Origin of the sequence: Helicobacter pylori (assembly GCF_001998165.1) — a bacterium.
Taxonomy (GTDB): domain Bacteria; phylum Campylobacterota; class Campylobacteria; order Campylobacterales; family Helicobacteraceae; genus Helicobacter; species Helicobacter pylori_DL.
Map to the genome: position 1 here is coordinate 24,819 of NZ_MTWR01000013.1, position 7,463 is coordinate 32,281.

Below are 7,463 nucleotides of genomic sequence, written 5' to 3' on the forward strand. Positions count from 1 at the left end.
GATATTTCTCCTTCAATTATGATTTTTGTTGTTTTGAGGGTTGCTCTTTCAAGCCATCAACCCTCTCTTTGAGCACCATGTTCTCTTCTTCTGATTTTCGGTTTTGGCGTTTTAAATCCTGGTTTGCACTCGCTAAACGCCTGTTGTGTAAGTCCAGGTCGGCTTTTTCTTGGTGTGATGCGATAAGCTTATCTCTTTCTATGGCTAGCACTTTAATTTTTTCAGCTAACTCGGTGTTTTGTGTGGTTAGTTTTTCTCTATCTTTTAATAGTTCGGCTTTTTCATTTTTTAAAAAATGATAAGAGTCTTCTAACGCATGCACTTCTTTTTGTGATACAAAGTTTTCTGTTTCTTCGTCAAATGACATTACCAGCCTCCTCTTTGAGTTTTATGTTCTCTTCTTCTAATTTTCGGTTTTGGCGTTTTAAATCCTGGTTTGCACTCGCTAAACGCCTGTTGTGTAAGTCCAGATCGATTTTGGCTTCCATACTTTCTAAGCTCTTCAAACGTGCGATTTCTCGCTCCAGCTCGGTTTTCTCTATGGCTATTTTTTCTTTAGCTTGCACTAATTGAGCGTTAGAGTTTTCTAAAGACTGCCGTAATTGGTTGTTAGTGTTTTCTAAATTTTTTTGAGCGCTTTCTAACTTTTTGAGTTTGTCGGTTAGGTGTTGGTTTTCTTTTTCTAAATTAGTGCATGATTTTTCTAAAACCCCACGCTCTCCTTGCAATTGCGCTCGCTCCTGTTTGAGGCTGCCCTGCTCTTTATTGAGCACGATAACTTGGTGGTTGAGTTTGTCATTTTCGGTTTTCAGATCGGCGTTTGCTTTAGCTAGATTGTCTTTTTCTTTTGATAATTTGGCTTTTTCTTTAGTCAGTTTTTCTTTAGCTTGCCATAATTGATCGTTAGAGTTTTCTAACCCACTGATTTTTACAGCTAATTTTTCGTTTTCTGCAAATAACTCAACTTTTTCATTTTCTAACTCACCAATGCGGGCTTCTAGTTCTTCTCTGATTGGAGAGAAGCCAAACCATTTTTCAATGAGTGTTCCCATTTATGATCCCATATCCACGATAGTGTAACATGCTATTTTTTTGTCGTATGTGTAGCCTCTTAAGACCACTCTTTGCATCTTTCCAGAAGTGTTTTGCTCTGGGTATAGCTTTTTGCATGTATGGTCATAAGCGCTTGGCTCTTTCAAACGCTCAAATTTACTATCCTTAATGTATTCAAAAAGCAAATCAAACAATTCAGCTAATTTCTCGCCCTTATCGCTCCTCTTATCGCTTAATTCTTGGCTCGCTTTGTTATAAAGGCTTTCTAAATAGTATTTGCTATCGCTAAGAACAGATGCGATCAAATCCATTGTGCTGTGAGTTGTTGCTACAAAATTAAAATTCAAGCGATCTTTGACTTCCAAAAAGACTTTATAGAGTTTTTCTAATTTTTGGTATGGAGCGTGCCTTTGCTCTAACTCTTTTAGTTTTTGGCTCGTTTGTTCGGCTTGGGTTTTTGCTGTTGATAGATCTTTAGTTAAGTTTTCTTTATCTTTAGTTAGATTATCTTTTTCTGTGGCTAACCCGGTGATCTTGTTATTTAATTCTGTTTTTTCTGTGGTTAGTGCTTTATTTTTATCAGCCAGATCTGTTTTTTCATTTTTTAGCTTGGTGTTTTCGTTAGTCAGATCGGCTTTTTCATTTTCTAAAACTTGCTGAGATTGTTCTAACGCTTGCACTTGCTTTTGTAATTCGGCTTTGTCTGTGGATAATCCGGTGATTTTGTTAGTTAGCTCATTTTTTTCTGTGGTTAGTGTTTTATTTTGGTCAGCTAGCTTATCTTTTTCTCTAGCTAGATCATTTTTATCTCTATTTAGTGCGGTGTTTTCTTCTTGGAGTTTTTTAAGTGCTTCCTCTTTTTTTTGAGCGTCTTTTGGGTTTTCTTGGGTGTCGTTAGGGGATTTTCCAAACAAATTGCCTATAAAATGAGAGGGTTTTCTAAGGGGTTCAAAGTCTTCTAATTTAAGATCTTCTAATTTTTTAATGCGATCTTTGAGATCTCTAACATCTCTAACAAGTTCTAAAAGCTCTTCATTATTGGGGAGGGGTGGAAGCAGTCGTTCTTGAAATATTCGTATTTTCTACAATATGAGTGCCACTCATAAGAATATCTCCTTTTATATTATATCAGTGTTAAAAAGATTGTTATTGTAATTTGAGAAAACTTAAAATGAGCTTTATTTCCCCCCTTTTTCGCCCCCTCTAATAAACCCCTAGAATGTAGAATCCCAGTGGTTTAAGTTAGAAGAATAAGGGTCAAAAAAGCCCTTAGGTATGTATTGCGCTTCTTTTTTGGTGGAAGCGTCTTTTGAAGAATGGTCTTTAGGGAGACAAGCGAAACGCTGAGCATCAAAGCTAGAGCAACCGCTCAATAACAATGCGCCGAGTGTGCCAATCATAATGCCATTTTTAATTGTTTTCATTTTATATCCTTTGTTTTGTAAAATTTCTTATAAATCCGTTTAATTTAAAATCGTTTCATTGGTTTGAAGCTTTTAAATTACACGGCGAGAATGATAAAATTTATTTTTAAACGAAAAGTAAATGAACTTTTTAAACGATAAAAAATTCCTCTAATTTTTGTCTTAAGCGGTAAATAATTACCACTTTTAAAAAAATCAATTTTAATAATTAAATTCATTTAGTATGAAAACAATCACAAATTAAAAAGCATTATTAAAAATGACCGCTTAAAAAACCCGCTTAAAACATGCTACAATCAAGCCAAATTCTTAAATAAAAGGTAAGCTCATGCAAAAAATCATTGACGATTCATTAGAATTAGCTAAAAAACTGCAAGATAGTATCAGTAGCCATTTGAGCGAGCAAGAAAAAGCGTTCCACTCTAAAATGCAAAAGCTTTTAAACAACCCTGAAAACAAGGTCATGCTCATAGAGCTTATGGATCGGAGTTTTAGATGCCTAGACAATAAAGCCCGCTTTGAAATGATTGAGCATGTTTTAGACAAATACAAAAGTCGTGAGATTTTTTCTCCGTTTGAAAAATGGCTTTTAATGGGGTTTTTAAGCTTTGGGAAAATGCTCCCTAATATGAGCGTGCCTTTCTTTGTCAATAAAATCAGAAGCGACACGAAAGCAATGGTTTTGGATCAAGAAGAGAGCCAATTGAAAGAGCGGATTTTAAAAAGGAAGAATGAAAAAATCATTTTGAACGTGAATTTTATTGGCGAGGAAGTTTTAGGCGAAGAAGAAGCGTCTGCGCGTTTTGAAAAATACTCCCAAGCCCTAAAATCCAACTACATCCAATACATTTCCATTAAAATCACGACGATTTTTTCTCAAATCAATATCCTTGATTTTGAATACTCTAAAAAAGAGATTGTCAAACGATTAGACGCTCTTTACGCTTTAGCTTTAGAAGAAGAAAAAAAGCAAGGCATGCCTAAATTCATCAACTTGGATATGGAGGAATTTAGGGATTTAGAGCTTACGGTGGAATCGTTTATGGAGTCTATCGCCAAATTTGATTTGAACGCCGGTATTGTGCTACAAGCTTATATCCCTGATTCTTATGAATATTTGAAAAAACTGCACGCTTTTTCTAAAGAAAGGGTTTTAAAAGGGTTGAAACCCATTAAAATCCGCTTTGTTAAGGGGGCGAACATGGAGAGCGAAGAGACTATCGCTTCCGTGAAAGATTGGGCGTTACCCACATTTTCCAATAAGCAAGACACCGATTCTAATTACAACAAAATGCTGGATTTTGTTTTAGAGGGCGACAATTATAAATACATTCATATCGGCGCAGCGAGCCATAATATTTTTGAAATCGCTTATGTCTATACGCGCATCCATGCCCTTAATGACCCTGTTGTGTTGGAGCATTTCAGCTTTGAAATGCTAGAGGGCATGAGCTTGCAAGCGAGCCAGGAATTAAAAGAGATGCACAAACTCATTCTTTATGCGCCGGTGTGCGATGAAGCGCATTTCAACAATGCGATCGCTTACTTGGTGAGGAGGCTAGATGAAAACACCTCAAGCGATAATTTCATGAAAGCTTTCTTCAACCTCAAAGTAGGCACGAGCGAATGGAAAGACCAAGAGCAACGCTTTTTAAACAGCCTTAAAGGGATCGCCACTTTAGACAACGCCACCCACAGGACTCAAGACAGAAACGCCAAGCAAACCGGCCATACCACCTACCCAAACCACTCCTTTAAAAACGAAAGCGATACCGATTTTATCTTAAAAGCCAACCGAGAATGGGCTAAAAAAGTGCGCGAGAAAATGCATAACGCCCCTATTTTAGAGCTTTACCCAGAAATAGATGGGAGGTTTGAAGATCCTAATTTAACCCCTTTAGAAGTCTTTGATAAAATCCATCATAAAAAAATCGCCAGCGTGCATTTAGCGGATAAGGAAGCGATTTTAAAAGCCCTAGAAGTGGCTAAGAGCGATAAGAGCCGTTTCAGTCAAAAAAGCTTCACAGAAATCCATGCTTTATTGAGTCAAACCGCCCAGCTTTTTAGAGAAAGAAGAGGCGATTTAGTAGGGATTTCCGCTTTAGAAGTGGGTAAGACTTTCGCTGAAACGGACGCTGAAGTGAGCGAAGCCATTGACTTTTTGGAGTTTTACCCTTACAGCCTAAGGGTGTTACAAGAGCAAAATGAAAAAACGCAATTCACCCCCAAAGGCGTGGGCGTGGTCATCGCCCCATGGAATTTCCCTGTGGGCATTTCTGTAGGCACTATCGCTGCCCCCCTAGCCGCTGGCAATCGGGTGATTTACAAGCCCTCAAGCTTGTCTAGCGTAACGGGTTATAAGCTTTGTGAGTGCTTTTGGGATGCAGGCGTGCCAAGAGATGCGCTCATTTACTTGCCCTCTAAAGGGAGTGATATTAGCGAACATCTTTTGAAAGATGAAAGCATCCAATTTGCCATTTTAACAGGGGGCGAAGACACCGCTTATAAGATGCTAGAAGCTAACCCCACTTTAGCCTTGAGCGCTGAAACGGGCGGTAAAAACGCCACCATTGTGAGCAAAATGGCAGACAGGGATCAGGCGATTAAGAACGTTATCCATTCAGCTTTTAGCAATTCAGGGCAAAAATGCTCCGCCACTTCGCTTTTAGTGTTAGAAAAAGAAGTCTATGAAGATGAGAATTTCAAAAAGACTTTGATAGACGCCACTCTAAGCCTTAGCGTGGGCGATCCTTTTGATTTCAAAAACAAAATTGGTGCTCTAGCGGACAAGCCTAATGAAAAAGTCATCAAAGCCATAGATGAATTGAAAAGCTATGAAAATTACGAAATCCCGGCAAGCTTCGTTGATAATAACCCCTATTTGATGAAGCCAAGCATCAAATACGGCACTAAAAAAGGCGATTTCACGCACCAAACTGAGCTTTTTACGCCCATTTTATCCGTGATGAAAGCGCAAGATTTAGACGAAGCGATAGAGATAGTCAATTCTACCGGTTACGGGCTGACTAGTGCGTTAGAGTCTTTGGACGAAAGGGAGTGGGAATATTATTTAGAACGCATTGAAGCTGGTAATATCTATATCAACAAGCCCACCACAGGAGCGATCGTTTTGCGCCAGCCTTTTGGGGGGGTTAAAAAATCCGCTGTGGGGTTTGGGAGAAAAGTAGGCATTTTCAACTATATCACGCAATTTGTGAATATCCATCAAGAAGAAGAAGATGAACACGCCTTAAAAAACCCCTTAAGCGAAGCCTTAGAAAACTTAACTCAAAAAGGCTATGATGAGCATACGCATGAGTTGAAGCGCGCGATTTTTATGGCAAAGAGCTACGCTTATCATTATAAACATGAATTTAGCCAAGCTAAAGACTATGTCAAAATCAGAGGCGAAGACAACCTTTTTTCCTACACTAAGGTTAAAAGCGTGGGCTATCGCATCACCGAAAAGGACACCTTGAGCGATATGTTAGGCGTGGCTTTAGCATGTTTAATCTCTCAAATCCCTTTAACGCTCAGCGCAGAAAACGAACGAGCGAACAAAGATTTAACCTTTTTCTTAGAATGCTTAAAAGCGCTCCAAGCAAACGCCCCTATTGTTTATGAAAGCTTGCAAAAATTTAGCGAAAAATTGCATGCTTTCAATCGTGTCCGTTATTTAAAAAGCGATTTGGATTTATTGCACGAGCAAGCGAGTGCTTTAGGGATGGTTTTAGCCACGACTAAACCCTGCTTGAACGGGCGTTTTGAATTGCTGTATTACCACTTAGAGCGATCGGTTAGCATTTCGTATCATCGTTACGGGAATTTAGGCTCAAGGGTTTTAAGGCAACCCCCTTGCCACAAATCATGCTGTGCTGAAAAATAAATATTGTATTAAATAAGGAGATCAAAATGGGACATGTTGTTTTAAGCACCCCTATTGTTACGATGTTTGTCGTTTATTCGCTGTTAATGCTCTATATTGGTTTTTATTTTTATAAACAAAATGAAACGACTGAAGATTATTTCTTAGGCGATCGCTCTATGGGGCCTGTGATTAGCGCTTTGAGCGCAGGAGCGAGTGACATGAGCGGGTGGCTTTTAATGGGCTTACCGGGAGCTTTATATGTGGGGGGGCTTATCAATTCACACATCGCTATAGGATTGAGTTTAGGAGCGCTCATTAACTGGGTTTTTGTGGCCAAACGCTTACGCATTTATACGAGCGTGATCGCTAATTCCATCACCATTTCAGATTATTTTGAAACGCGCTTTAGCGATGATAAACACATCTTGCGCTTGATTTCGGCTTTTGTGATTTTAATCTTTTTTATTTTTTACATCTCTTCAGGGCTAGTGAGTGGGGCCAAACTCTTTGAAGCGACCTTTGGCATTCAATACAACTACGCTTTAAGTATTGGCACGCTAATCATTGTTTCTTACACCTTTTTAGGGGGGTATAAGGCGGTGTGCTGGACGGATTTGATTCAAGGGCTTTTGATGATGAGCGCTTTAATCGTGGTGCCGATCATTATGACAATCCATCTTGGTGGGATTGGAGAGGGGATTAAAATCATTAGAGAGATCAAGCCTGAAAACCTTTCTTTCTTGCAAGGCTCTAGCGTAGTCGCTATTATTTCAAGCCTTGCTTGGGGCTTAGGCTATTTTGGGCAACCCCATATTTTAGTGCGTTTCATGTCTATCCGCTCCATTAGAGATGTGCCTAAAGCGACCACTATTGGGATTTCTTGGATGGTTATTTCTTTGATTGGTTGGTTTGGAAGGGTTTTGCTGAATATCTTCTAACACGCCATAATGTTTTAAAACAGAGATTATAGCATAGAGTGAAGAACTTAGAGGGATAGTGGATAAACTTTGATGCGCTTTTTTGATTGCATCTTTAGAATTTTCTCCATACAACAAATTCACTTCTTGTAAAGCGCTCATTTCTTTAAGAATGGGGCTTTTTTCAAGCAAGTTTTTATA

General features: G+C 38.8%; 5 protein-coding genes and 2 pseudogenes. 2 read left to right on the top strand and 5 right to left on the bottom strand.

What is annotated here, in order from left to right; all coding sequences use genetic code 11:
* Positions 1–16: 16 nt before the first annotated feature.
* From BZK24_RS02140 to BZK24_RS02160, 4 genes are all read right to left on the bottom strand, one after another.
* Positions 17–367 carry a hypothetical protein gene (locus BZK24_RS02140; RefSeq protein WP_077656426.1) on the bottom strand — a complete coding sequence of 117 codons (351 nt, stop codon included), beginning with the start codon at positions 365–367 and terminating at the stop codon, positions 17–19.
* Complete coding sequence (locus tag BZK24_RS02145; RefSeq protein ID WP_077656427.1) at positions 357–1,052, bottom strand: coiled-coil domain-containing protein; 696 nt, start codon at positions 1,050–1,052, stop codon at positions 357–359. Before BZK24_RS02145 ends, BZK24_RS02140 begins: the two co-directional genes overlap by 11 nt.
* Positions 1,053–1,967: a coiled-coil domain-containing protein gene (locus tag BZK24_RS02150; RefSeq protein WP_000467210.1), complete on the bottom strand. Its 915-nt coding sequence runs from the start codon at positions 1,965–1,967 to the stop codon at positions 1,053–1,055.
* Positions 1,968–2,267: 300 nt separating this feature from the next.
* Positions 2,268–2,477: a hypothetical protein gene (locus BZK24_RS02160; protein ID WP_000848997.1), complete on the bottom strand. Its 210-nt coding sequence runs from the start codon at positions 2,475–2,477 to the stop codon at positions 2,268–2,270.
* 328 nt (positions 2,478–2,805) lie between these two features.
* Between BZK24_RS02160 and BZK24_RS02165 the strand changes: the two genes are divergently transcribed.
* Together BZK24_RS02165 and BZK24_RS02170 are read left to right on the top strand one after the other, a co-directional pair.
* A complete protein-coding gene (locus BZK24_RS02165) occupies positions 2,806–6,363 on the top strand; it encodes a bifunctional proline dehydrogenase/L-glutamate gamma-semialdehyde dehydrogenase (protein WP_077656428.1) in 3,558 nt (1,185 codons plus the stop codon).
* A 26-nt stretch (positions 6,364–6,389) separates the two neighbouring features.
* Positions 6,390–7,250 (top strand): annotated as a pseudogene (locus BZK24_RS02170) (sodium:solute symporter family transporter); the annotation flags it as partial.
* On the opposite strand, the pseudogene BZK24_RS02175 reads toward BZK24_RS02170, so the two are convergent.
* Positions 7,161–7,463: pseudogene (locus BZK24_RS02175) on the bottom strand (hypothetical protein); the annotation flags it as partial. The pseudogenes BZK24_RS02170 and BZK24_RS02175 sit on opposite strands and share 90 nt — an antisense overlap.